The sequence below is a fragment of the Pseudomonas arcuscaelestis genome (genome assembly GCF_016881005.1).
GTDB classification, from domain to species: Bacteria; Pseudomonadota; Gammaproteobacteria; order Pseudomonadales; family Pseudomonadaceae; genus Aquipseudomonas; species Aquipseudomonas arcuscaelestis.
The window spans coordinates 57154-79223 of sequence record NZ_JACOPV010000003.1 but is presented as its reverse complement, the minus strand read 5'-3'; the positions used below and the strand labels follow the sequence as shown (position 1 = coordinate 79223).

Genomic DNA, 22070 nt, shown 5'->3' with positions numbered 1-22070 from the left:
CATGAGCGACTTCACTACCCTTGAATTGATCAAGGACCCCCGTGGTTTCGCCACCTTGTGGCTGAGCCGGGAAGACAAGAACAATGCGTTCAATGCGCAGATGATCCGCGAGCTGATCCTGGCCATCGACGACATCGCCGGCGACGCGGCGTTGCGCTTTGTCCTGCTGCGCGGTCGTGGCCGACACTTCAGCGCCGGTGCCGACCTGGCCTGGATGCAGCAGTCGGCTGCGCTGGACTACAACACCAATCTTGATGATGCCCGCGAGCTGGCAGAGTTGATGTACAACCTGGCCAAGCTCAAGGTTCCGACCCTGGCGGTGGTGCAGGGCGCAGCCTTTGGTGGCGCGCTGGGCCTGATCAGCTGCTGCGACATGGCCATCGGCGCTAGCGATGCACAGCTGTGTCTGTCTGAAGTACGCATCGGTCTGGCGCCGGCGGTAATCAGCCCGTTCGTGGTCCAGGCCATGGGCGAGCGTGCTGCGCGGCGCTATGCGCTGACCGCCGAACGCTTCAGTGGTGAGCGTGCGCGCGAACTGGGCCTGCTCGCCGAAGCCTACCCTGGCGCTGAGCTGGAACAGGCCGTTGCCCAGTGGATCGACAATCTATTGCTCAATAGCCCGCAAGCCATGCGCGCCAGCAAAGAGCTGCTGCGCGAAGTCGGTCACGGCGAGCTGACCCCGGCGCTGCGCCGCTATTGCGAGAACGCCATCGCACGCATCCGGGTCAGCCCCGAAGGGCAGGAAGGTTTGCGCGCCTTTTTGGAAAAACGCAGCCCAGCCTGGCAGGCCGAACCGTCGAACAAGGAGCCGCGCCCATGACTCGCACAGCCTTGACCACATTGTTGGTCGCTAACCGCGGCGAAATTGCCTGCCGCGTCATGCGCACTGCCAAGGCACTGGGCCTGACAACCGTCGCGGTCCACAGTGCCACCGACCGTGACGCCCGCCACAGCCGCGAAGCCGATATTCGCGTCGACCTGGGTGGCGCCAAAGCCGCCGACAGTTACCTGGACATCGACAAACTGCTGGCAGCAGCGAAAGCCAGCGGCGCCCAGGCGATTCACCCAGGCTACGGTTTTCTCTCGGAAAACGCAGGTTTTGCCCGCGCCATCGAACAAGCCGGGCTGATCTTCCTCGGCCCACCGGCCAGTGCCATCGACGCCATGGGCAGCAAATCGGCAGCCAAGGCGCTGATGGAGAAAGCCGGCGTGCCACTGGTGCCTGGCTACCACGGCGAAGCCCAGGACCTGGAAACCTTCCGCGCCGCGGCTGAAAAGATCGGCTATCCGGTCCTGCTCAAGGCCACCGCTGGCGGCGGCGGCAAGGGCATGAAAGTCGTCGAGAGCGAAAGCCAATTGGCCGAGGCCCTGGCGTCGGCCCAGCGCGAGGCACAGTCCTCGTTTGGCGACGCACGCATGCTGGTGGAAAAATATGTACTCAAGCCACGCCACGTGGAAATACAGGTGTTTGCCGACCAGCACGGCAATTGCCTGTATCTCAACGAACGCGACTGCTCGATTCAGCGCCGCCATCAGAAAGTTGTCGAGGAAGCCCCAGCCCCGGGCTTGAGCAGCGCCCAGCGCCGGGCCATGGGCGAGGCTGCGGTCAAGGCCGCACAGGCCATCGGCTATGTGGGAGCAGGCACCGTGGAGTTTCTGCTCGACGCACGCGGCGAGTTCTTTTTCATGGAGATGAACACGCGCCTGCAAGTCGAACACCCGGTCACCGAGGCCATTACCGGCCTGGACCTGGTGGCCTGGCAGATCCGTGTCGCGTGTGGCGAGGCGTTGCCGATCACGCAGGAGCAAGTCCCCCTCAATGGCCACGCCATTGAAGTACGGCTATACGCCGAAGATCCGGCCAATGACTTCCTGCCGGCCACCGGCAACCTAGTGCTGTATCGCGAATCCGCACCGGGAGAAGGTCGTCGGGTCGACAGCGGGGTCAGCGAAGGCGATAACGTCTCGCCGTTCTATGATCCGATGCTGGGCAAGCTGATCGCCTGGGGCCAGACCCGCGAACAGGCGCGCCTGCGTTTGTTGGCAATGCTTGACGAGTTTGCCATTGGCGGTTTGAAGACCAACATTGCCTTCCTGCGACGCATCCTTGCCCACCCGGCGTTTGCCGATGCCGAACTCGATACCGGGTTCATCCCCCGCTATCAGGAGCAACTGCTCCCGGCACCACAACCTTTACCTGCACAATTCTGGCAAGCGGCGGCTGAAGCGTATATCCAGAGCCAGCCTTTGGCGCCGCGCCCGGACGACCGCTTTTCACCGTGGGCTGCCAACAGCGGTTTTCGTGCCGGCATGCCAGCACACATCAACCTGCATTTGAACTGCAACGGGCAGACCGAGGCACTGAGCCTGTCCCACACAGCCCCATCAACGCTGAAACTTGCAGGCGAGCACTTGCAGGTAGAGGACAACGGCCTGCGCCTGCGGCACCTGGCAGTCCGCCGTGGCGACACGCTGTACCTGCAATGGGATGGCGAACTGCACGCTGTTACCCGCTACGACCCAATTGCCGAAGCCGATGCCAGTCACAGCCATCAGGGGGGCCTGAGTGCGCCGATGAATGGCAGCATCGTACGGGTATTGGTCGAAGTCGGCCAGACGGTCGAGGCTGGCGCTCAGTTGGTGGTACTTGAAGCGATGAAAATGGAGCACAGCATTCGGGCGGCCCAGGCCGGGACCGTCAAGGCACTGTTTTGCCAGGAAGGCGATATGGTCAGTGACGGCGCGGTGTTGGTGGAGCTGGAAGAAAGCTGACATCTGCGACTTAATCGCGGGTAAGGCCGCTCCTACCAGCCTGTAGGAGCGGCCTTGCGCCGCGATAAAGCCAACTGCATCAAAATTTCGCCAACGCCTGCACCACAACGCCAAGCACGTGTGTCTGCTCGGTGTACAAGGCCTTTGGATAGGTCGGGTTGAGCGGCTTCAGATAGCGCTGACCACCCTCCTCGATCAACTGACGGAACACCGCGACGGGGCTGTCGGGTGAACGTGTGATCAGCAACTTGCCGGTTTCGGCCACAACATCGGTATCCACCAGAATCAACATGCCTTGCGGCACGCTCAAGCCCACCGGCGCAGTCATTGCGTCGCTTTCGACCTTCAGCCAATACCCACGACCCTGCGCCGCATAATCACTCGCCTGCAGCTCACGGCCCGGCGCAATGTCAACCTCGTCCAGGTTGTCCCAACTCAAGATGGGATAACGAAAATAAAACTCATGACGCTTGCCATCGGCACCGGTTATCGCCGCGGGAAATTCCGATGCGCCATAGGTCCCGCTGATTTCGCGCAACTCATTGGCATCCACTATCCGCAGCGGCGCAAAACCCACCTCGACGAGGATCTGATTCAGCACCCAGAGTTTGGGATGGCGCTCACCGCGCAACCAGTGACCCACAGCCCCTTGCGTGACACCGATGCGTTCGGCGAGTTTTTCCTGCGTGAGCTTTATCTCACGCATTCTGGCCTTGACCAGATCAGTCCAATTATCCATCGCTGGCACGATACGGACTGCCCTTCAGCTCTCAATACACAAATTGTAGTATTTAATCATTAGAAGCAAATACGAAACGTATTATTATCAAGTGCGACGTTAATTAGCTCACTCACAAGGTAGGCAGCCGGATGAAACAGACCGCTTCTGACAAGGACCTTGTCCTGGATAACGAATCTTTGAGTAACAGCGACGCTGCTCGGCGCGCCTTGGATTTCTACCTGAACCCGACCCCGCCTGCCAACTCAGCCCATACATCCTGGCTGGTACCGCGCGAGGGCATGAATGAAGCCCAGGCAAACGAGCATGTCGCCCAATTGCTGCGCTGGGCCGCCGCCACTGCGAGTGAGTCGGCCAATGGCTTGCAGGGCACGCAACGGGATCTGACGCTGGCGGTGGTGCACATGATCAACACGGCCAGGACCGTGCTTGAGCACCTACCAAGTGCGCCTCAACAATGTTGATCAAACGAGGAAGAAACGTGGGGAGTCGCTTCAAGAACGGCGCTAGCGTCGTTCATTGAATGAGGGAGCGGGTTCGGTAAAAGTTTTTTACCGAATTACATAAAATTCATTTGACTTGCAAATGATAACGATTATTATTGCTCAAAACTGGTCGCGAGACTGGTTGGATAAACTGAAAGCCCTTAGGTCGGACTCTCAGATTATCTCCTCATCAGGCTAATCACGGTTTTTGACCCGGCTTTTTGCCGGGTCTTTTTTTTGGCTCTTCAGGCTAATGAAGGCGGGTGTTGCTTGAATGGCAGCGATGATAGCAAATGAATGTCGCAGGGTGAAGCATGTGAAAGCGCTTTGCAGAATTAGCACTTGAGAATCAATCTCGTTAAGCTTAAGCTGTTGTCGCGTCAAGGAGGACGCCCCCTCCCCCACCTCGCAAGGAGCTTGTAAATGACCCGTCTGCTGCTGCCCCTTGAGCATCACCCCCACATTCAGGACATCGCTGACAATTCGGTGCTGGAGCAATTGAAACGGCTGCCACGCCGCGTCCAGCAGGTGGTACTCCTGAGTCGCCTCGACCAGTTGAGCTTTGCCGCCATCGCCGAACGCCTGGAGCTGCCGGCGCTTACCGTGGAGCGCCACATGAACCAGGCCCTGCAGAGCGTTCGCCGCGAGCATGACGCCGTGGCGAGTACCGCCGGCCAATGGTATGTGCGCCTGCAAAGTCCGCAAGTGACCGCCAGTGAACGCATCGACTTTCGACGCTGGCTCGACACTGACGCCGCGCACCGTGAAGCATTCCACGCCACTGAACTGTGCTGGCGGGCGCTGTTGGCCCCAGCCAGGCAATTGGGACACGACGGCTGGTATCGCCAGCCTCGGGCAGCGTTGACAGTAGGCGGTTGCTCGGTCGCCATCGGCCTGGCCCTGGCAGCCATGGCAGCGATTGGTTTCTGGTCGTGAGCCAGGCGTGTAGAGTTAGGCTGACAACAACTCTACAGGAGCCTGGTGATGACCGTGACGCTGTCTACCCTGCACATCGATTGCGACTTCGATACCGGTAACATTCTCATCAACGACGCCAGTGATCCGCGACACACGCGCCTGGCCATTCGCCCCGACACCTGCAGCGAACATTTTCAGTGGTTCCACTTCAAGGTCAGCGGCTTGACCCCAGGCCAGCAACATAGATTCGTTCTGGAGAACGCGGGTCAGTCCTCCTATAAGAATGCCTGGGCGGGCTATCAGGCAGTTGCCTCCTACGACCAACAGCAATGGTTCCGCATACCGACCCAGTTCGACGGCAAGGCGCTGAGCTTTGATCTGCAGGCTGAGCAGCCACAGGCCTGGTTCGCCTACTTCGAACCCTACACCCGCGCCCGCCACAACCAACTGATCGAACGCGCAATCAGCCTGCCTGGCGTGGAGTTGCTGGCAACAGGCCGCAGCCTCGATGGTCGCGATATTCCTCTGCTGCGTGCCGGCGACGGTGGCCAGGGCAAACGCAAGATCTGGATTATCGCCCAGCAACATCCGGGCGAGCACATGGCGCAATGGTTCATGGAGGGCGTGATCGACCGCCTGCAGCATAACGATCCAACCGTACAAGCGCTGCTCGAACAGGCTAACTTGTATCTGATCCCCAATATGAACCCCGACGGCGCTTTCCGCGGCCACTTGCGCACCAATGCCGCAGGCCAGGACCTCAACCGCGCCTGGCAATCAGCCAATACCGACAGAAGCCCCGAGGTATTGTTTGCCCAGATGCAGATGAAACAACAGGGCGTCGATATGTTCCTCGATGTGCACGGCGACGAGGAAATTCCCCATGTATTCACCGCAGGGTGCGAAGGCAACCCAGGTTTCACCCCACGCCTTGGCGAACTGGAAAAAACCTTTCGCGACAACTTGTGCAAACGCACCGTCGACTTCCAGCAAGTACAGGGGTATCCCCGCTCAGCGCCAGGCCAGGCCAATTTGACCCTGGGCGCCAACAGTGTCGGGCAGAGCTTTGATTGCCTGTCCCTGACTCTGGAGATGCCATTCAAGGATCACGACGACGCCCCCAACCCGGAAACCGGCTGGAACGGCCTGCGCTCGCGGGAACTGGCAAGCGCCGTGCTCGATGTGCTTGGGCAGATGGTCGAACGCCTGCGCTAAGGCGCTGTAACCGCTGCTTCAGACTTGACCGTGGGCCTTGTGCTTGAGCTTCTCGGTGTCGACCCGCACGAATACCGAGTCGGCACTCACGGTCAGCACATCATCGGCCCAGACCTCGCACACTACCCGACTCTTGCGCCCGACCTCGCCTTCGACCCTGGCCTTGAGCAACAGCTCGACGCCCATTGGCGTGGGCTTGAGGTAAGTCAGGCTCAATTGCCCAGTCACACAGTCGATACGTGGCAGGCTCCCCGGCTCGCGCCCCTCGGCGCGGTAGTGATAGGCCATGGCAGTCCAGTTGGAATGGCAATCGACCAGCATGGCCAACAGCCCACCGTAGACCAGTCCCGGCCAGCCGAGAAAGGTGCTGTCGGGCGAATGCCGGCAGATCAGGTGGATACCATCCTCATGCCAATGGCTTTGCAAGTGCAGGCCACTGGGATGGGAGCAGCCGCAGCCATAGCAGACGCCCTCGGGGGCGGCCAGTTCCTGAACGGATAGCAGAGCGTTGTTCATAAGCTTCCTGGTTGTCTGTATTGGAGGGAAAGCGTGGCTGATAGTACCGCTGCACAACGCAAAAGCCCATGAACGGGTCATGGGCTTTTGCGCATTGCAGAGGTACGGACTAGACGCGGCTACCTGATGTCAGCGACCGATCTGAAAAGTCATTGGCAACGGCCTTGCGACGGCTCAGGGATATCAACAGGATCGCCAGGGTCACACCCGCGGTCATCAAGGTTTCGTAGCGGTAGGCTGGGCTGATCAACATGTAGCCCAGCACGGTCACGATCAGGCCGATCACCAGCCAGGTCAACCATGGGAACAGCCACATCTTGAACGCAAGCTCGGTGCCTTCACGGTCAGTGATGGCGCGCATGCGCAGTTGCGATACGGCGATAACCAGGTACACCAGCAGGGCAATCGCGCCTGTGGTCGAGAGCAAGAAACCGAAGACTTTACCGGGGAATACATAGTTGACCAAGCAACCGGCAAACCCGGCAAAGGTCGAGAGTATTACTGCTACGGTGGGCACGCCATTGCCAGAAATGCGCTTGGTCATGGGCAGTGCTTCACCCCGAGCGCCGAGCGAATACAGCATCCGCGAAGCCGTATAGAGGCCCGAGTTCATGCAACTGGTCACGGCCACCAGCACCACCAGGTCGACCAACATTTTGGCCCCCGGCACGTTGAGCACCTCTAGTACACGCTGGAAGGAACCCACGGCCTTGAGCTGCGGATCGTTCCAGGCCACCAGCGAGACGATGAAGAAGATCGAGACGATATAGAAGATGGCGATACGGTAGACCACAAGGTTTGTGGCCTTGCGAATTTTTTCCTTGGGGTTCTCGGTTTCGTCCGCGGCAATCGTGACGATCTCAGCGCCGAAGAACGAGAAGATAGTGATCAACACCCCTCCCAACACAGCACCAAAACCATTGGGCATGAAACCGCCGTTGGCCCATAGCTGGCTGACTCCGGAGGTTTGTTGCGCCATCGGCCAGGCACCGAACACCGCCAGGGTGCAGACGACAATGAACGCCAGAATGGCTATTACTTTGATCAGCGCGAACCAGTATTCGAACTCACCAAAGTTTTTCACGCTAATCAGATTGGTGCATGACAGCACGATCATGATCAGGAAGGCGAACAACCAGGAAGGCACTCCGGGGAAATAGGCATGCAGGATGTCGGCGCCGGCTATCGCTTCCACCGGAATGATCAGTACCCAGAACCACCAGTACAGCCAACCAATGGTAAAGCCCGCCCAAGGACCGATGGCTTGGCTTGCGTAGGTCGAGAACGAGCCACTGTTGGGGTTGGCAATGGCCATTTCACCCAGCATGCGCATCACCAGCAGCACCAGCAGGCCGGTCATGGCGTAGGAGATGAGAATGGCGGGGCCCGCCGTTGCGATGGCGGTGGATGAACCGATGAACAGCCCGGCACCGATAATGCCGGCTATGGAAATCATCGACACCTGACGGGATGTCAATCCGTGCTGCAGCGAACGCTGTTTCTTTTGTTGTAGCGATGCCATGTTCAACCCTCAACTGGGTATGTCGATGCCGAGCAAGGGCAGCGACAGGGTTAGAGCAGAAATTGTTATTGGAAGAGTGGCGCTTATTATTATCGGAGGCGCGTCCCACGCCGCAGTAAAGTTCATCCAAACACTAGAACTCATGCAATTATCAATAAATTCAAAAACACGCAAACGCGATCAGTTAGTTGCTCGTCGAGGCTATTTCGCTTACTGCTAATTTCAGTTGAAATCCTTGACGCGGGTCAGTATTAATCTATAGGACCGTCACTCACAAACGACCTTTTAGAAAAACATAATTCCTTAACGGAATGATCTCACGCTTTTTTCGCCGGAACACTCAATCATGTCCAAACGCCTGATGCCCTCGACCACCGCGCTGCAGTGCTTTGAAGCCGCCGCCCGGCACCTGAGCTTCACTCGCGCAGCGCAAGAGCTGCACCTGACCCAGAGCGCGGTGAGCAAACAAGTTGCGCAACTGGAGGAGATGCTCAGCCACCCGTTGTTCCAGCGCATTCGCCGGCGCCTGCACCTGACGCCGGCCGGTGCCCTGTACCTGGCGCAGGTGAACACAATTCTGGTCCAGCTGGATATGTCCAGCCGTTACATCTTGAGCTACGGCGGCGAGACTGAAGTGCTGCGTATCGCCACCCAACCGACCTTCGGCGAACGCTGGCTGGTCCCTAACCTTAAAGGTTTTGGAGAGTGCCACCCGCGAATCCATCTCGATGTTCGCAATGCGCTGGAGCCCTTTGACCTGGTCCAGGCCAAGGCCGACATCGCCTTTTTCTTCGGTCAGGGCACCTGGCCCGGGGCAACCTGCATCGAGTTGTTCAACGAAAACGTGGTACCCGTATGCTCCCCTCAACTGCTCGCCCTGCATGCTTTCGACAGTGCCGGCACGCTTACCGCACAGCGTTTGCTGCAATGCACCTCGCGGCCGGAAGCCTGGCACGAATGGTTCCACGACCAGGGTCTGCACAGCGAAAACAGTTACCACGGCCCACGCTTCGACACTTTTTCCATGTGTATTCGTGCCGCCCAGGCAGGCTGCGGCATTGCCCTGATTCCGCACTATCTGGTGGCGGAGGAGCTGGCTGAAGGCAAATTGGTGCTCGCCTGGCAACACGCCAAGCCAAGCGAAGGATCTTACTTTCTTGCTCACGCCGAACACGCAGCCGAAGTCCCCAAGGTGCGAGCGTTTGTGCAGTGGATCCGCGAGCGGGTAAGGCAACAAGTAACACTTCAAGAATTTCAGGAATAATCGCAATCGTTTAATTCGTTTGCGCTCAGCACTGCGGCGTCGCTTATATATCAACTTAACTTGCCGGAGCCCGCGCGCACATGAGTCACGAATATATCAGCCAGTCCATATCCGTAGTCCACCCGATCACCGTCTCGCACGGCAAAAACGCGGAAGTATGGGACAGCAACGGCAAACGTTATATTGATTTTGTCGCAGGTATAGGCGTATTGAACCTGGGCCATTGCAACCCAGGCATTGTCGCAGCCATCCAGGATCAAGCTACACGACTCACTCACTATGCGTTCAATGCTGCCGGGCACCAGCCGTACATCGACTTGATGGCGCGCCTAACGGACTTTGTACCGGTCTCCTACCCCGTAAGCGGGATGCTCACCAACAGTGGTGCAGAAGCGGCGGAGAACGCCCTGAAAATTGCCCGGGGTGCCACCGGTAAAACAGCGATCATCGCCTTCGATGGCGGTTTTCATGGCCGCACCCTGGCCACTTTGAACCTCAACGGCAAGGTCGCCCCTTACAAACAACGGGTTGGCGTGCTGCCAGGGCCGGTTTATCACCTGCCCTTCCCCAGCGTCGACACCGGCGTCAGCAGCGACCAGGCTCTGCAAGCACTGCAACGCCTGTTCAGCGTCGAAATCGATGTCAATGAAGTGGCTGCAGTGATTTTCGAACCGGTCCAGGGCGAAGCTGGCTTCCTGGCCATGGAACCCGCGTTTGCCCAGGCATTGCGCACGCTTTGCGATGCCCACGGCATCTTGATCATCATCGACGAGATCCAGTCAGGCTTTGGCCGAACCGGCCAGCGCTTCGCCTTTTCACGTCTGGGCATCGAGCCAGACCTGCTTTTGCTGGCCAAGAGCATCGCCGGCGGCATGCCACTGGGCGCCGTGGTCGGGCGCAAGGCGCTGCTCGACTGCCTGCCCAAAGGTGGCCTGGGCGGAACCTACTCAGGCAACCCGATGGCATGCGCCGCCGCCCTGGCAACCCTGGATACGATGACCGACAGCAACCTTGCCGACTGGGGCGAGCTGCAGGAAACCACCATTGAGAGTCGCTATCAACGCTGGAAAGCCCAGCAGCTTTCGCCCTATCTGGGTCGCCTGACCGGTACCGGCGCGATGCGCGGGATCGAACTGATCGACGCCAAGGGCGCGCCGGCCTCGGCGCAACTCACCCAGTTGCTTGCAACAGCGCGGGATGCCGGGCTGCTGCTGATGCCAAGCGGCAAGGCACGGCACATCATTCGCCTGCTTGCGCCACTGACCATTGAACCCGAGGTATTGAACGAAGGCCTGGATATTCTGGAACGCTGCCTGGCGAACCTTGACTGATTCAGCCTGAAGGATGCCACCAGCGCTTGATTCGTGGCCATACGCCAAGGCGGGATAACTGAACACGGGGCGGTTCTGCCGGCACCAGCAAACGCTGCTCCCAGGAGTCGATCGCCGCCTGTAACTCGGCATCATGACTCAAGTGGTGTTCAACTTCGGGGCGCGGACCTGCTCCCAGCGAGCCAAGCTCGTACTCCGAAGCCATCATATCGAGTTCATCCTGGGAGTCGTTTTCAGGGTGGCCGTTCATCTCATGCACTCCCCGCACAGCAACCGGATTTTGCCTGCAACCTACAGGATACCCCCCGCAACGATTGCCGTTCGCCGAGGGGATGAAGGGCTACCCGTCAGCCATTGATGCGATGCTTACAGGCCCAACTCTTCAGGGGTGAGCATGTCGCATTCAAAAGCGATCCAGCCGAACTCCAGCTCCGCATGGCCATTGACGATTGGGCCGTAGTAGGTAAGGCCGTTGTCCAGGGTTACACAGATATGCGTCGGGCTGTCGGGGGCTGCCAGGGCGCCGGTGAAGTGGACCTTCTTCAGGGTTTCGGTGACAGCTTCCAGGCCGATCTTGATCCCCGGGTTCTCGACCGCCTCGACATCATCGCGCTGCTCGGCGCTAACGGTCACGGTGGCTGTGTGCTTGTACATGCTTGAACTCCAACGGCGGATAGATCGGCGTCTGCTGACGCGCGCGGGCGCCTAGGGTAAAGGACTCTCACAGAAAAATCCCCTTCGCGTCGACATCCGGCACCTCCAAAGACTGGTATTGTGCGCCCCCGCCTAGACTAATCAGGGAAAACACATTGACTGCTGAACAACACCTGACCTCGGATCTTTTCGAAGTCGACAAGCGCCTGAGCCTCAAACCCGTCGTAGACTTCAATACCTACCTGCACAAGGCCTTCGGCGACGGCCCATGCCGCTGCAGCCGCTGCCAGGCTGGCGCTGGCGACGAAACCGGGTACGAACACGCCCACACCTTCGAGCTGGCCGGGCAAAGGTTGCATCGACGCTTCGCCACCACCTCGGGCAGTGATGTGCTGATGGTGCTCAAAAAAGCCTGGCTGTCGTACACCAAAGCCGACTTGGTAGTGCCGGGCGAGCTCGACCTGGACACCTTGCGCGCCTTTGTCGAAGCGCAATTGCACAAGCGCCTGCTGCCCCTGCTGCTGGCCAGCGGCCTGATTCGGGACATCGATGGAAAGCTGATGCTGCAGGTTCAGACCGGCGACTGAGGGGCAACCCTGCACTTACCGGTTGTAGTTGAGGGAGCTCAATCCTCAAGTGGCTTTGGCGGCGGTAAGGGCTTGGCCGGTTTGCTTGGCTTGGCGGGCTTTCCGTCCTTGTTGGTTGCAGAAGCGGCCTGTTTCTGCTCCGCCACTGTCGGGGCAACGATGGCTTTTTCTTCGGCAGGCAGGGCATCGACTGCATCAAAGATTGCCTTTGGCTCCAGGGTGCCGGTGTGCTCGATTCGATGTTTTTCGCCATCTTTGCCTACCAGCACCACTTGCGTAATCACCGTGTCGGCAGCGCTGAACTTGAACTCACGTATCAGCGCCATGGTTGCCTGCTGATCGAGGAACTTGTCTTCGCGTTTGCCTATCATTCCGGCAATGCTGTACAGCACCAGGTTGCGCTCCTGGAATGCCGCCTTGGTAGCCGGGTCGTTCAGGGCTTCGTTCAGACCGCGAAGGGTAGGGTCTGCGGTACTGGGTGCAATGACTATCAGTGGACGGGCCTTGTTCAGATCCTGTTCCAAAGGACTGGGATCACTGTTGGCGGCGAAGACCGTTCCAGCAATGGCCATCAAGGTGGCGAGGGTCAGTGACCGTACGAGCATGCGCATCTCCTTCAAGTTCCATGCATCAAAGACTACAGATCGCGTCGAAAGATCTGAGGTGCGAGCCTAAACTACAGGACGAAATCCGTGGACAGCTCAAAGGTAACTTGCGGTTTCCATGTAAATCCTTGGGCATGTCCAGAACAGGCTGACATCTGAGACTGAGGATAGCTGATGGCTGTCCGCCACGCTTGCCCCTGCCACCGCCGAAGGACTGGACCATGAGCGTCGTTGATACCTTGCTGTTGTTGCTGATCCTTGCCACCGCCCTCGGCTGTGGCCTGATGGGTGGGCTGTTCTTCGCCTTTTCCAACTTTGTCATGAAAGCACTGGAGCGCATCCCCGAGCAGAGCGCGGTGGCGGCGATGCAGTCGATCAACCAGGTGGTGATCAACCGGTTGTTCCTGGCCTTGTTCTTCGGCACCGCGCTTACCAGTATCGCGCTGCTGGTCTGGGCCTATCAGCGCTGGCCGTTACCGGGCAGCCTGTGCATGGCGATTGGCAGCGCGCTATACCTGGCGGGCAATGTGCTAGTGACGCTGCTGTTCAACGTGCCGAAAAACCAGACCCTCGCCCGTCTCGACCCCGCCAGTAGCGAAGCTGCAGCAGCATGGCATCGCTATGTGCCGAGTTGGAATCGCTGGAACCACGTTCGCACGGCAACTGCCCTGGCAGCGGCAGCTTGGCTGATGTTGGCGCTGGGGTTGATTCGGGGCGAGTAACAGCTGCGCTAGAACAAGCCCATCTGCCGATCGATCAGGGCCGTGAAGTCGTCCTGAACAAATGGCAGGATGGCATCCGCCACCGGTTGCAGTTGCCGGGTCAGGTAGTGATCGTAATCGATGGCACTGTTCCGGGTTTCCAGGGGTTCGGGCCCAGCAACAGTCATTACGTAGCTGATCCAGCCGCCGTTCTGGTACTGCCGTGGCCGCCCCTGACGCTGGTTGAATTCATCGGCCATGCGCGCCGCCCGCACATGAGGCGGCACATTGCGCTGGTAGTCCGCCAGCGGCCGACGCAAGCGCTTGCGATAGATCAGCAATTCGTCCAGTTCACCTGCGAGGGTTTGGCGCACGTACTCGCGTATGTAGGCCTGGTAAGGTTGCCTGCGAAAAATGCGCTCGTAGAGCACTTGCTGAAACTGGCGAGCCAGTGGCGACCAGTCGGTACGCACACTTTCCAGGCCCTTGAAAATCATCTCTTCAAGCCCGTCCCCACGCTGGACCAACCCTGCATAGCGCTTCTTACTGCCCTCTTCAGTCCCACGGATGGTCGGCATCAAAAAGCGCTTGTAGTGCGTCTCATATTGCAGTTCCAAGGCGCTGTCGAGCTGATAGGCATCGCGCAAATGCTCGCACCACCACTGATTGACCTGCGCCACCAAGCGACGGCCAATGACATCGGCGTCGGCCTCGTTGTGAGCACCCTTGAGCCAGACGAAGGTGGAGTCGGTATCGCCATAGATCACCGTGTAACCCTGAGCCTCGATCAACTCGCGAGTGCGACGCATGATTTCGTGCCCGCGCAGGGTGATCGACGAAGCCAGACGCGGATCGAAGAAGCGGCAGCCACTGGAACCTAGCACACCGTAGAACGCGTTCATGATGATCTTCAAGGCCTGGGACAACGGCGCGTTGTGCTCGCGCTTGGCGCTCTCGCGGCCCTGCCAGACCCGCTCGACAATAGCCGGCAAACAATGGCGCGTTCGAGAAAACCGCGCCCCGCGAAAGCCGGGTACCGAGGTGTCATCACCCGGCTCACGCAGGCCCTCGACCAATCCCAGTGGATCGATAAGAAACGTGCGGATAATCGAGGGGTACAGGCTTTTGTAATCGAGCACCAACACCGACTCGTACAGACCGGGTCGGGAGTCCATGACAAAGCCGCCAGGACTGGCTTCGTCCGGGCGCTCGCCCTGGTTCGGCGCGACAAAGCCCTGGCGGTGCATCAAGGGAATGTAGAGATGACAGAACGCCGCCACCGAGCCGCCACTGCGATCGACCGGCAAGCCGGTTACCGTGGCCCGTTCAAGCAGGAAGGTCAGCAGCTGAGTCTTGGCGAAAATTCGCGTGACCAACTCGCAATCCTTGAGGTTGTAGCGTGCAAGTGCCGGCTTGTCCTCGGCGAACATGCGGTTGATCTCATCCATTCGTTGGTATGGGGTATCGATGGCCTTGCCCTCGCCGAGCAGGGTTTGCGCGACATTTTCCAGACTGAAGGAGGGGAAGCTCCAGGTGGCCGAGCGCAGCGCTTCGATACCATCGATGATCAACCGCCCACTGGCGCCGGCAAAAAAGTGCGCACGGCTGCCATGTGCGCGCCACTCCATTGCCTCACCGCCCCGCCCAAGGCTTAGGGGAACCTTGAGCTGTTCAGCGTGGGCCTGCAGGACGCGCAAGTCGAATTGCACCAGGTTCCAGCCAATGATCGCGTCGGGATCGTGCACCGCCATCCAGCGATTCAAACGTTCAAGCAATTGCGCGCGACTGTCGCAATACTCAAGGTCGAAATCGATGCCTTGGGCGTCACCATTCTCGGGACCGAGCATATACACCTGGCGCTGGCCGCAGCCTTCCAGGGCGATGGAATAAAGCTCGCCGCGCTCGGTGGTTTCGATGTCCAGCGACACCAGTTTTAGCGTCGGCCGATAGTCAGGGGCCGGTTTCAGATGCGCATTCTGGAACCCCCCCCGCTCGTCCGGGATGCCGCTGAAGCTGACCCCAGCGGTAATGAAGCGCTCCATCAGATAGCGTTCAGGCGGCTTTATGTCGGCCTCGTAGATCTGCACCCCGGCCGCACGCAAGCGCTTTTCCAATTGCATTAATTGGCGATGCTGGTGGCAGTACAAACCAAGCACCGGCCGTTGTTCGAAGTCCCGCAGCGCCAGTGGCCGCAATTCGACGCCACGCTCACCACGCAGTAATGCCTGGACCTGTTGACGATGAACCTCGGGAATAAAGGCGACAGAGGTCTGCAGCGGTATGCTCAAGCGTCGCGGACCTTGATCGGTGGCCAACCAGAATTCGACGCAGGTGCCTGCCGGGGTATCACGCCAATGCCGGGTCAGGACAAAGCCCTGCTGTAACTCCACCGCTGCAACCTCTGAACAACTGTCTGTAGGGCGATTCTACCCTAGCCGACTGCTCGCGCGCCCGGTGCAAAGCCGTGACGATGCGCACCCCCGGCAATCAACAAGGCCAGACCGATCAACACCAGCACACCGGTCATAAAGCGCGCAATGCCGTCATGCTTGCGCGTGTTCATCGACTTCATGGCTGAACGGGTATTTGCCGAGCATCGGCACGACGTCGCGCACCATCATTAGTCATACAAATAATCAACACCGTGTAGCGGTAGTTGCGGCACCAGCGCCAGCAAAAATTCGCCCAACGCTCGTACGTGCCGCGCCTGCGGACTCGTTCGCGGCCAGGTCAGATAATAGCTCTCGGCAGTGGCCACCGCCTGGGGAAATGGCATGACCAGCCGGCCGCTGTCGAGCTCGCCCTGAGCCAGCAGCAAATCGACCACGGCAACGCCGGCGCCTTGTTGCGCGGCGCTAATACCTTGATCGAGGGTATCGAATAACTGGCCACGGTCGATTGTCACTTGCGCAGCGCCCATTCTGGTCAGCCAGCGGCGCCAGTCGCGGCGATCTGCCGAAGGGTGCAAAAGGTCGATGAAATTCAGTCCACCCAGGTCTTCAGCCGCCATCGCCGGGTGCTCAGGGCTGCATACCGGCACCAGCCATTCGTCAAACAACTTGAGACTGTCGACATCGGCGCAAAAGCGCCCGTCAGCCAGAAGGATGGCGGCCTCGAAAGGCTCGCTGTAGAAGTCGACGTTATCAATATCCATCCACACACTCGAGAGCTGCACACGACTGTGGTGCTCCTGCTGGCGATACTGCTCCAGCGCCTTGAGCAACCAGCGCACGGTCAGGGTGGAAGGTGCTTTCAAACGAATACCGTTGCGGTCCTGCTTGAGCAGGCCGCAGGCGTTCTCGATAATTTTGAAACCGACTTTCAGCTCTTGGGCCAGCAGACGGCCGGGCTCGGTCAACGACAGTTTCGGTCCGCGGCGTTCAAACAATGCGCAGTCGAACATGCTTTCGAGGGTCTTGATGTGATGGCTGACAGCCCCTTGGGTCAACGCCAGCTCATGAGCTGCCCGCGTAAAGGAGCCATGTCGCGCCGCCACCTCGAAAGCCCGCAGCGCCTGCAAGGCTGGAATTCGTTCGGACACGGCCGACCTCAAGCATTAGTAAAACTAATACAAAGCCACAATAACACGCGTTTTTCAAGACGCTCGGCGCTGTCGACAATGCCAACTCGATTCCAGCTACCGAGCGCAGCAATGAACACCGCCCTGCTCCTGACCTATGCACTGTCCGTACTTCTACTGATCGCCACGCCTGGTCCGGTGGTGGCGCTTGTCGTCAACACTGCCGCCAATGCTGGCCGCCGTCAGGCGCTGATGACGGCCCTGGGAACCAATGGCGCCTCATTGGTACTGATCGCCCTGGCAGCCTCTTTGATCCTTACCAGCGCAACCATCGCACCCCACCTACTCGCGGCCTTGAGCCTGGCAGGCTGCCTATTCATCGGCTATCTGGCCATTGCCAGCCTGCGTCAGGCCCTTGGGCAACAGGGCGACGACGCACCTGCTCCGCCCCGTGCCCAGGGCGGCCTTTGGCGCGGCTTCGCCACGGGCTTGTCAAACCCCAAGGACATCCTGTTTTTTGTGGCCCTGTTTCCGCAATTCATTCATATCACCAGCCACACAGGTAACAGCCTGTTACTACTTTCACTGGTCTGGATAGTGTTGGATATGGCCATATTAGGGCTCTACATCCTGTTGACCAGCACGCTGGCTACCCCGCGGCAGCAACGCCTGGTCAGTCTGACCAGCGGTGGCGTGCTACTAGTGATCGCCGTGACGGGGCTGTTTTACAATCTGTGCTCACTTTGGCGCTAAATATTCTGCTGCTTTGGACAAGGGTCCTGAAATGGTTAAAATACTCACTTTTGCCCCAGGCCCCTTCGAGCCCCACTACGGACAGTTGGATTGAACCCTGTAGATCACCGCGTTCCTCGTTCGTTGATGCACAGCCGTCAGACACCGCCTCGCAAGCGCTTTGCCCTGCCGGGCGCCTCGCTATTTGCTGCCGTGCTCATCGTATTGGCACCCGCCGGCGTTCAGGCAGAGGGCCTGCAGATCGACCCGCACGCCGATCTGTTGTATCGCCAAGCCCTGACCCTGCTGGAACAAGCCGAGAGCCAGAACACCAGCTTCAGCCTGAAAACCAGCACCACCAACCAGGATCTGGCGCAACAGGGCCAGAACATGGGCCGCACCTTGGCCCCTGCAGTAAGCCTATTGAAAAAAGCCGTGGAACTCGACCATCCGGTAGCCCGCTACCGTCTGGCGCTGTACTACATGACCTACCTGCCCGCCGACCAGATCCCCGACGCCGCCTGCCCGTTGCTTGAAACCAGTGTTGCCCAAGGCTTTGCACCGGCAGCGCTGGGCATCGAGTCCTGGTGCCCGACCTACAACCAGAGCGCCGCCTTTGACCGCGACCTGGAAAACGTCAGCGCCGTCGCCAATCGCTACGCCTCTTACTATCCGCAACCGGCAGAGCGTTTGCTGTGTAACCGCACCCAGCCCCAGGGGCTGGCCATGCAGTGGGGTCGCCAACGCGACTACCAGGCTGAAATCTACCGCCTGCAAGGCAATAGCAACCCTTCCCAACGGCAGTTTTACTGGCGCAAGGCGGTAGATCTCAACGGCTGCTTCGCAGTCCAGCAGCGGTTGCTCAGCAGCAAGCATTGATGCGTGCTTGCGCAACCCAGCCGGCGCCATAGCAAGATCGTACAAGTCACCCGCGCGCGGCTCTGGCATGCTGTGCAACCTTGTTCAGTTGTCGCAGACGCCCATGTCCAATCCGCCTTTTGCCCGCCAAGCCTTTATCCAGGGTGCCCTTGCCATTGTGCCGTTGTCTCTGGCCGTCGCCCCTTGGGGTTTGCTGGCGGGATCCATGGCAATCGAAGCTGATCTCACTCCGTGGGAAGGCCAGGGGCTTTCGGCCATTGTGTTTGCCGGCGCCGCGCAGTTGGTGGCGATCGGCATGATCAAAGGTGGTGCCAACCTGTTCTCGATCCTGCTGACTACCCTGTTGCTGACCTCTCAGCACTTGCTGTATGGCCTGTCGATGCGTCCGGTGCTGTCAGGACTGCCGACACGCTGGCGGCTAGGCCTGGGATTTCTGCTTACCGATGAATTCTTTGCCCTGACCAGCCAGTACGACCAGCAGCAGTTCAATCGCTGGTATGCCCTGGGTGTGGGCCTGACGTTCTACATTGCCTGGAACCTGTTCACCTTGGCCGGCATCATTCTCGGCCAGAACATTCCGCACCTCGATCAACTGGGCCTGGACTTCTCTATCGTCGCGACGTTTGTCGCCCTGATCGCGCCATTGGTACGCAACCTGGCAACCGTGGTCTGCGTCGCTGTGTCCTTGTTCAGTTCGGTACTGTTCAGTTTCTGGCACTGGGAAACCGGACTGGTGGCGGCCGGCCTGCTGGGCATGAGCGCGGGCTTCATCTGCCAGAAGTTCAGTGGAGCACGCGCATGATTTTTGCGTTGATTATCGGCATGGGCCTGCTGGTGTTTCTCAATCGCTATGCCTTTCTCGAACCGCGCTTGCCCCTGCGCCTGAGTTCCAACGCACGGCAGTTTCTCGGCTTTGCCGTACCGGGCATGCTGACGGCGATTTGCGGTCCGATCATCTTCCTGCCCGGCCATGAGCTGAACCTGAGCCTGAGCAATCCGTACCTGCTGGGCTCAGTGGTCGCAGTAGTACTGGTACTGTGGACCCGCAGCACCTTGATCAGCATGCTGGTGAGCATGGCCTTTTTCTTTGTTTTTCGCTGGTGGTTGAACGGTAGCCCATGAACCTTGCGCCGCAGGAACAGACCCGCTTCTGGCAAGCGCCGGCACTTGGCGATATCGAACTGCTGCACGCACGATATTTCCAGCAGCGCTTTGCTCCGCATGTGCATGAAGGCTATGTGATCACCATCATCGAGTCGGGAGCACAGCGTTTCTGGCATCGTGGTAGCGAGCATTTGGCGCCAGTAGGCAGCATGGTGCTGATCAATCCCGATGAGCTGCACACAGGGGCAAAGGCCCACGAACAGGGCTGGCGCTACCGTGGTTTCTACCCGGAAACTGAGCGCATTACCGGCGTGCTGGACGAACTGGAACTCAAGCGTGATGGTTTGCCCAGCTTCGAAGCCAGCGTGCTGCATGATCCGCAACTGGCCAAGGCTTTCAGCTGGCTGCACCGCTCGGCGGAACACGGCGCCAGTGCCCTGGAGCAACAGACTGCCTGGCGCGAGGCAGTGTTGCTGCTGGTGCAACGCCACGCCCGAGTGGCCAGTGTCCGACAGCCTGGCAATGAACCCTGCGCCGTGGCCCAGGCCAAGGAGTTGATGGACAGTCGCCTGGCCTACCCGCCTTCACTGCAAGAACTGGCTCAGTCGGTGAACCTTTCGCCCTTCCATTTCGCTCGCGTTTTTCGCCAGGCCACCGGCCTGCCGCCGCATGCCTGGCTCAAGCAGCGACGCCTGAGCCGGGCGCGAGAATTGCTGAAAAACGACTGCCTGCCGTTCAATGTCGCGTTTGCCTTGGGGTTTTCCGATCAGAGCCACTTGAACCGACAGTTCAAGCAGGCCTATGGGGTGACGCCTGGAGAATACCGGCGTGCGTGCGTGGGCGAGCGTCTGGCTTGAAAAGCCCATCGCGGGGCAAGCCCGCGCCTACCGGTTAGGTAGGCACACGCTCGCCCCGCGTGATTTCCATCAGGCCGGCGCAGACGTCCGGATCAAGTGATCGAAAGCCGCCAGCGACGCCTTGGCACCCTCACCCACGGCAATTACGATCTGCTTGTAAGGCACGGTGGTCACATCGCCTGCCGCAAACACCCCCGGCAGGTTGGTCTGGCCACGGGCGTCGACGATGATCTCGCCACGCGGCGTCAGCTCGACAGTGCCTTTGAGCCAATCGGTGTTGGGCAGCAGGCCGATCTGGACAAAGATCCCTTCCAGTGCAATGTCATGCAGCTCGTCACTGTTGCGATCCTTGTAGCGCAGGCCGTTGACCTTCTCGCCATCACCCAGCACTTCGGTAGTGAGCGCACTGGTAATGACTTTCACGTTCGGCAAACTGTGCAGCTTGCGTTGCAAAACAGCATCGGCACGCAACTGGCTGTCGAACTCGATCAGGGTGACCTGCGCCACGATACCGGCGAGGTCGATTGCCGCCTCGACACCCGAGTTGCCGCCACCGATCACCGCCACGCGCTTGCCCTTGAACAGCGGGCCATCGCAGTGAGGGCAGTAGGCAACGCCGCGGCTGCGGTACTCTTTCTCGCCCGGCACGTTCATTTCACGCCAGCGCGCCCCGGTAGCCAGGATCACCGTCTTGGCCTTGAGCGAGGCGCCACTGGCCAGGCGTACTTCGTGCAGGCCGCCGTCGGTGCCTGGAATCAGCGCTTCGCCACGCTGCAGGTTCATGATATCGACGTCGTACTGTTTGACGTGTTCTTCCAGGGCCATGGCCAGTTTCGGGCCTTCGGTTTCCTGAACCGAGATGAAGTTTTCGATCGCCATGGTGTCGAGTACCTGACCACCGAAGCGCTCGGCGGCAACACCGGTACGGATACCTTTGCGCGCAGCGTAGATGGCCGCGGCAGCACCGGCTGGACCACCGCCTACTACCAGCACATCAAAAGCGTCCTTGGCGTTGATTTTCTCGGCCTGGCGCTCACCCGTACGGGTGTCCAACTTGGCGACGATCTCTTCCAGGCCCATGCGCCCCTGGCCGAATACTTCACCATTGAGGTACACACTCGGTACCGCCATGACGTTGCGCGAATCGACTTCTTCCTGGAACAACGCACCGTCAATGGCGACATGACGCACATTGGGATTGAGCACCGCCATCAGGTTCAGCGCCTGGACAACGTCCGGACAGTTCTGGCACGACAGCGAGAAGTAGGTTTCGAAGTTGAACTCACCTTCAAGGCTGCCGATCTGTTCGATCAACTCGGCGCTGGCTTTGGACGGATGGCCGCCAACCTGCAACAGCGCCAATACCAACGAGGTGAATTCGTGTCCCATGGGGATGCCGGCAAAACGCAGACTGATGTCTTTTGCAGCCCCTGGGCGATTGAGCGAAAACGATGGGCGACGGGCGTCGCTGCCGTCCTCACGCAAGGTAATCAGAGTGGACAGGCTGGCAATTTCAACCAGCAAGTCGCGCATTTCGCGGGACTTCGCGCCGTCATCGAGGGAAGCAACGATCTCGATCGGCTGAGTGACCCGTTCCAGGTAGGTTTTCAACTGAGTTTTAAGCGTGGCGTCCAACATACGGGCGATTCCTTTTTCAAACGGTAGAAAT

General features: G+C 59.4%; 24 protein-coding genes. 14 read left to right on the top strand and 10 right to left on the bottom strand.

Annotated elements, in window-relative coordinates; all coding sequences use genetic code 11:
* Position 1 precedes the first annotated feature (1 nt).
* Positions 2-820, top strand: coding sequence for a gamma-carboxygeranoyl-CoA hydratase (locus tag H8F21_RS04765; protein ID WP_203480029.1), 819 nt, complete (start codon positions 2-4; stop codon positions 818-820).
* Positions 817-2772: an acetyl/propionyl/methylcrotonyl-CoA carboxylase subunit alpha gene (locus tag H8F21_RS04760; protein ID WP_203480030.1), complete on the top strand. Its 1956-nt coding sequence runs from the start codon at positions 817-819 to the stop codon at positions 2770-2772. Before H8F21_RS04765 ends, H8F21_RS04760 begins: the two co-directional genes overlap by 4 nt.
* A 79-nt stretch (positions 2773-2851) precedes the next feature.
* On the opposite strand, the gene H8F21_RS04755 is transcribed toward H8F21_RS04760, so the two are convergent.
* Positions 2852-3511: a LexA family protein gene (locus H8F21_RS04755; RefSeq protein WP_203480031.1), complete on the bottom strand. Its 660-nt coding sequence runs from the start codon at positions 3509-3511 to the stop codon at positions 2852-2854.
* Between the two features lie 131 nt (positions 3512-3642).
* Between H8F21_RS04755 and H8F21_RS04750 the strand changes: the two genes are divergently transcribed.
* The 3 genes from H8F21_RS04750 (at position 3643) to H8F21_RS04740 (ending at position 6129) form a co-directional block, all read left to right on the top strand.
* A complete protein-coding gene (locus H8F21_RS04750) occupies positions 3643-3975 on the top strand; it encodes a DUF6124 family protein (RefSeq protein ID WP_203480032.1) in 333 nt (110 codons plus the stop codon).
* A 444-nt stretch (positions 3976-4419) separates the two neighbouring features.
* Entirely contained in the window at positions 4420-4932 is a 513-nt protein-coding gene (locus H8F21_RS04745; protein ID WP_203480033.1) for a DUF4880 domain-containing protein, read from the top strand.
* 48 nt (positions 4933-4980) lie between these two features.
* Positions 4981-6129, top strand: a complete 1149-nt coding sequence (locus H8F21_RS04740) for a M14 family metallopeptidase (RefSeq protein WP_203480034.1) — start codon at positions 4981-4983, stop codon at positions 6127-6129.
* 18 nt (positions 6130-6147) lie between these two features.
* Here H8F21_RS04740 and H8F21_RS04735 read toward each other — a convergent pair whose 3' ends face one another.
* The gene (locus H8F21_RS04735) at positions 6148-6645 is read right to left on the bottom strand and encodes a PaaI family thioesterase (protein WP_203480035.1); all 498 of its coding nucleotides are present in this window, start codon (positions 6643-6645) and stop codon (positions 6148-6150) included.
* A 109-nt stretch (positions 6646-6754) separates the two neighbouring features.
* Positions 6755-8167: an amino acid permease gene (locus H8F21_RS04730; RefSeq protein ID WP_203480036.1), complete on the bottom strand. Its 1413-nt coding sequence runs from the start codon at positions 8165-8167 to the stop codon at positions 6755-6757.
* 346 nt (positions 8168-8513) lie between these two features.
* On the opposite strand from H8F21_RS04730, the gene H8F21_RS04725 reads away from it, so the two are divergent.
* Both H8F21_RS04725 and H8F21_RS04720 read left to right on the top strand, forming a co-directional pair.
* A complete protein-coding gene (locus H8F21_RS04725; protein ID WP_203584085.1) occupies positions 8514-9431 on the top strand; it encodes a LysR substrate-binding domain-containing protein in 918 nt (305 codons plus the stop codon).
* An 80-nt stretch (positions 9432-9511) separates the two neighbouring features.
* Positions 9512-10762 (top strand): 2-aminoadipate transaminase, encoded by a 1251-nt coding sequence (locus H8F21_RS04720; protein ID WP_203480038.1) that lies wholly within the window; start codon positions 9512-9514, stop codon positions 10760-10762.
* 1 nt (position 10763) lies between these two features.
* Here the strand turns inward: H8F21_RS04720 and H8F21_RS04715 are convergent, their stop codons facing one another.
* Together H8F21_RS04715 and H8F21_RS04710 are read right to left on the bottom strand one after the other, a co-directional pair.
* Positions 10764-11012: a hypothetical protein gene (locus tag H8F21_RS04715; protein WP_203480039.1), complete on the bottom strand. Its 249-nt coding sequence runs from the start codon at positions 11010-11012 to the stop codon at positions 10764-10766.
* A 116-nt stretch (positions 11013-11128) separates the two neighbouring features.
* Positions 11129-11416, bottom strand: coding sequence for a hypothetical protein (locus H8F21_RS04710; protein ID WP_203480040.1), 288 nt, complete (start codon positions 11414-11416; stop codon positions 11129-11131).
* Positions 11417-11571: 155 nt separating this feature from the next.
* Between H8F21_RS04710 and H8F21_RS04705 the strand changes: the two genes are divergently transcribed.
* The gene (locus H8F21_RS04705; RefSeq protein WP_203480041.1) at positions 11572-12003 is read left to right on the top strand and encodes a hypothetical protein; all 432 of its coding nucleotides are present in this window, start codon (positions 11572-11574) and stop codon (positions 12001-12003) included.
* Between the two features lie 38 nt (positions 12004-12041).
* Here H8F21_RS04705 and H8F21_RS04700 read toward each other — a convergent pair whose 3' ends face one another.
* Positions 12042-12608, bottom strand: coding sequence for a DUF4174 domain-containing protein (locus tag H8F21_RS04700; protein WP_203480042.1), 567 nt, complete (start codon positions 12606-12608; stop codon positions 12042-12044).
* Positions 12609-12829: 221 nt separating this feature from the next.
* Between H8F21_RS04700 and H8F21_RS04695 the strand changes: the two genes are divergently transcribed.
* Positions 12830-13330: an anthrone oxygenase family protein gene (locus tag H8F21_RS04695; RefSeq protein ID WP_203480043.1), complete on the top strand. Its 501-nt coding sequence runs from the start codon at positions 12830-12832 to the stop codon at positions 13328-13330.
* 8 nt (positions 13331-13338) lie between these two features.
* Here H8F21_RS04695 and H8F21_RS04690 read toward each other — a convergent pair whose 3' ends face one another.
* The 3 genes from H8F21_RS04690 to H8F21_RS04685 are packed head-to-tail and all read right to left on the bottom strand — an operon-like array spanning position 13339 to position 16850.
* The gene (locus tag H8F21_RS04690; protein WP_203480044.1) at positions 13339-15699 is read right to left on the bottom strand and encodes a DNA polymerase II; all 2361 of its coding nucleotides are present in this window, start codon (positions 15697-15699) and stop codon (positions 13339-13341) included.
* Between the two features lie 41 nt (positions 15700-15740).
* The gene (locus H8F21_RS29750) at positions 15741-15872 is read right to left on the bottom strand and encodes a hypothetical protein (RefSeq protein ID WP_268963044.1); all 132 of its coding nucleotides are present in this window, start codon (positions 15870-15872) and stop codon (positions 15741-15743) included.
* A 57-nt stretch (positions 15873-15929) separates the two neighbouring features.
* Positions 15930-16850 (bottom strand): LysR substrate-binding domain-containing protein, encoded by a 921-nt coding sequence (locus tag H8F21_RS04685; RefSeq protein WP_203480045.1) that lies wholly within the window; start codon positions 16848-16850, stop codon positions 15930-15932.
* A 111-nt stretch (positions 16851-16961) separates the two neighbouring features.
* Between H8F21_RS04685 and H8F21_RS04680 the strand changes: the two genes are divergently transcribed.
* From H8F21_RS04680 to H8F21_RS04660, 5 genes are all read left to right on the top strand, one after another.
* Entirely contained in the window at positions 16962-17582 is a 621-nt protein-coding gene (locus H8F21_RS04680) for a LysE family translocator (protein ID WP_203480046.1), read from the top strand.
* Positions 17583-17672: 90 nt separating this feature from the next.
* On the top strand, positions 17673-18440 hold the full coding sequence (locus H8F21_RS04675) for a sel1 repeat family protein (RefSeq protein WP_236042902.1): 768 nt from the start codon (positions 17673-17675) through the stop codon (positions 18438-18440).
* Positions 18441-18543: 103 nt separating this feature from the next.
* Positions 18544-19242: an AzlC family ABC transporter permease gene (locus H8F21_RS04670; RefSeq protein WP_203480047.1), complete on the top strand. Its 699-nt coding sequence runs from the start codon at positions 18544-18546 to the stop codon at positions 19240-19242.
* Positions 19239-19562: an AzlD domain-containing protein gene (locus H8F21_RS04665; protein WP_203480048.1), complete on the top strand. Its 324-nt coding sequence runs from the start codon at positions 19239-19241 to the stop codon at positions 19560-19562. Before H8F21_RS04670 ends, H8F21_RS04665 begins: the two co-directional genes overlap by 4 nt.
* The gene (locus H8F21_RS04660) at positions 19559-20401 is read left to right on the top strand and encodes a helix-turn-helix transcriptional regulator (protein WP_203480049.1); all 843 of its coding nucleotides are present in this window, start codon (positions 19559-19561) and stop codon (positions 20399-20401) included. The genes H8F21_RS04665 and H8F21_RS04660 overlap by 4 nt, the downstream gene beginning before the upstream one ends.
* 69 nt (positions 20402-20470) lie before the next feature.
* Here H8F21_RS04660 and ahpF read toward each other — a convergent pair whose 3' ends face one another.
* Positions 20471-22039 carry an alkyl hydroperoxide reductase subunit F gene (gene ahpF / locus H8F21_RS04655; RefSeq protein WP_203480050.1) on the bottom strand — a complete coding sequence of 523 codons (1569 nt, stop codon included), beginning with the start codon at positions 22037-22039 and terminating at the stop codon, positions 20471-20473.
* Positions 22040-22070 lie beyond the last annotated feature (31 nt).